This is a genomic window from Flavobacterium sp. (assembly GCF_003525665.1).
In the GTDB taxonomy this organism is placed as follows: domain Bacteria; phylum Bacteroidota; class Bacteroidia; order Flavobacteriales; family Flavobacteriaceae; genus Flavobacterium.
Map to the genome: position 1 here is coordinate 21,147 of NZ_DQDX01000130.1, position 2,632 is coordinate 23,778.

General features: G+C 32.4%; 2 protein-coding genes. Both read left to right on the forward strand.

Going from position 1 to position 2,632, the window contains the following annotated elements; all coding sequences use genetic code 11:
* Positions 1-128: 128 nt before the first annotated feature.
* A complete protein-coding gene (locus tag DIU01_RS09285; protein ID WP_290833770.1) occupies positions 129-797 on the forward strand; it encodes a DNA alkylation repair protein in 669 nt (222 codons plus the stop codon).
* A gap of 30 nt (positions 798-827) precedes the next feature.
* The coding region (locus DIU01_RS09290) for a chloride channel protein (RefSeq protein ID WP_290833772.1) at positions 828-2,632 on the forward strand (1,805 nt) is incomplete at its 3' end.

The following is a 2,632-nucleotide window of genomic DNA, read 5'->3' on the forward strand; positions in this document are numbered from 1 at the left end:
AAATCAATGAAAAATCGTCACCAATTATTGGAAAAGTCGATGCAATTTTGGTGTTGCCAAATAAAAAATTAGAAGCTGGAGCTGATGCTCGTGGCGATGATACTGCAGTTGGATTTTAAATATTGAAAATGAATTTTATAACAGATTTAGAAAACAGTTTACGAAGTAATTCCAATCGAGAAACTGCGATTCCGATGGAAAATTATATGAAAAATAATTTCGATTTTTTAGGAATCAAAACCGACGAAAGAAGAACTATTTTCAAAGCCAATTACGAAAAATACAAATCTGAAATAAAAGCCGATTTTAGAAACATTGCGTGCGAATTATTCAATAAAAATGAAAGAGAATTTCATCAATGTGCAATTGACTTATTGGTTAAAGAATTCAAGAAAAACTATGTTTTAGAAGATATAAAACTGATTGAAAATCTCATCATCACTAACTCTTGGTGGGATTCGGTTGATGTTGTGGCTAAATATTTACTTGGTGGTTATTTGCAACAATTTCCAAACGAAACTTATCCAGTTATTGAACGCTTTTCCAATTCAAATACTATGTGGCTAAATCGATCTGCAATTATTTTTCAATTGAGTTATAAAGACAAAACCAACTTTGAACTACTAAAATCAGAATGCGAAAAACATAGAGAATCTAACGAATTTTTTATTCAAAAAGCAATTGGTTGGGCATTACGAGATTACAGTAGATTCAATCCGATTGGTGTTACAAATTTTGTAAATGCTACCAATTTAAAACCTTTAAGCAAGAGAGAAGCGTTGAGAAATATAAAATAAGTTATATTTGCAGTCCTTATAAAAAACACAATGCCCAATCGTAAATCGGTAGAAGTTCAACTATTTTTTAGAAAATTCGCTCAAAAATTTGAAGCGGTAGTTTTTCTTTGCAAACAACTTTTATCTGAACGAAATTTTATTTATTTGGCTTGCGTTCTTGTTGGAATTTCTTGTGCATTGGCAGTAATTATACTAAAAAGTTTTGCCCATAATGTTTTTGTTTTTGCAAACTACATTAACGGATTTTTAAAATTTCCATTTTTTACAATTCTACTACCAATCATCGGGATTTTACTCACTGTTTTTGTAATTCGGAGAGTTTTAAATGGTGATTTAGAGAAAGGAAGTTCCAAAATATTGTATGCAGTTGCCAAAAAAGGCGGAATTATTCCGAAAAAACAAATGTATGCGCAAATCATAACTAGCTCATTAACTGTTGGTCTTGGTGGTTCTGCTGGATTAGAAAGTCCAATTGTTATTACTGGTGCGGCATTTGGATCTAACTTTGCTCAGAAATATAAATTATCGCAAAAAGATCGAATTTTACTTTTAGCTTGCGGAGTTTCTGCCGGAATTGGAGCTGCGTTTAACGCACCAATTGCCGGAGTTTTATTTGCAGTAGAAGTAATCCTAACCGATGTTTCAATTTCTGCATTTATTCCAATTATAATTTCTGGTGCAACTGGTGCTTTGGTTTCTAAAGTTATTCTAAGTCAAGATGTACTTTTAAGTTTTAAAAATGTAACCGAATTTGATTATCACAACACGCCATACTACATTCTTCTCGGAATTCTAGCCGGATTAGTTTCGGTTTATCATGCTCGAAATTTTAGAAAAGTAGAACATTTTTTTAGCAAATTAAAAATGGGAGTTTATAAGAAAGCTCTTTTCGGCGCCACAATTTTGGCCGTTTTGATATTTGTTTTTCCATCACTTTTCGGTGAAGGATATGAGAGTATTAAAACGCTTTCAACTTCAAATCCGGAGCATTTATTAAACAATACATTTCTTGAAGATTACAAAAGTAAACAATGGGTTTTGTTGGCATTTGTTGGAGTAATCGTTTTACTAAAAGCCTTTGCAACAGGTTTAACTTTGGGTTCTGGTGGAAATGGTGGCAACTTTGCTCCTTCTCTCTTTGTGGGTTCCTACCTTGGTTTTTTTGTTGCAAAATTCATGGATATTACCAACATCAATTCCTATTTACCAGTTACCAATTTTGCAATGGTTGGAATGGCCGGAATTCTATCTGGATTGTTTCATGCGCCATTAACCGCGATTTTCTTAATAGGCGAAATTACTGGCGGTTACGATTTGATGGTTCCGTTAATGATGGTTTCTTCAATAAGTTATGCGGTTTCTAAGCAATTTGAAAAACATTCTATGGACGTAAAAGCACTTGCCGATAAAGGTGAAGTTTTTACAAGCGATAAAGATAAAAATATCCTGCAAAGCATTGATTTTCTTGACTTGGTTCAAACCGATGTAAAAACAATTTCATTAGAAAAATCATTAGAAAATTTAATCGAATATTTATCAAGTTCCAATCAATCTATAATTCCGGTTTTGGATGAAAAAAATAAAATGCTAGGAATCATTGATTTTGAATCGATTCGTCCAATAGTATTTAATCAGTATCGAGTAAAATTCACGATGATTAAAGAAATTATTTCGCAACCCAAAGAAGTAATTCATCACGATGACGGAATGGAAACCATCATGGATAAATTTGAAACATCAAATGAAACTATTCTTCCAGTCACTAAATACGGCAAATTCTTCGGACTAATTTCTAAAGTTGAACTACTTGAAGCCTATCGTGAGAAGTTGAAAGA

Coding starts and splice junctions, on each gene's coding strand:
- DIU01_RS09285 (WP_290833770.1), top strand. CDS start 129: ATGAATTTTATAACAGATTTAGAAAACAGTTTACGAAGTAATTCCAAT.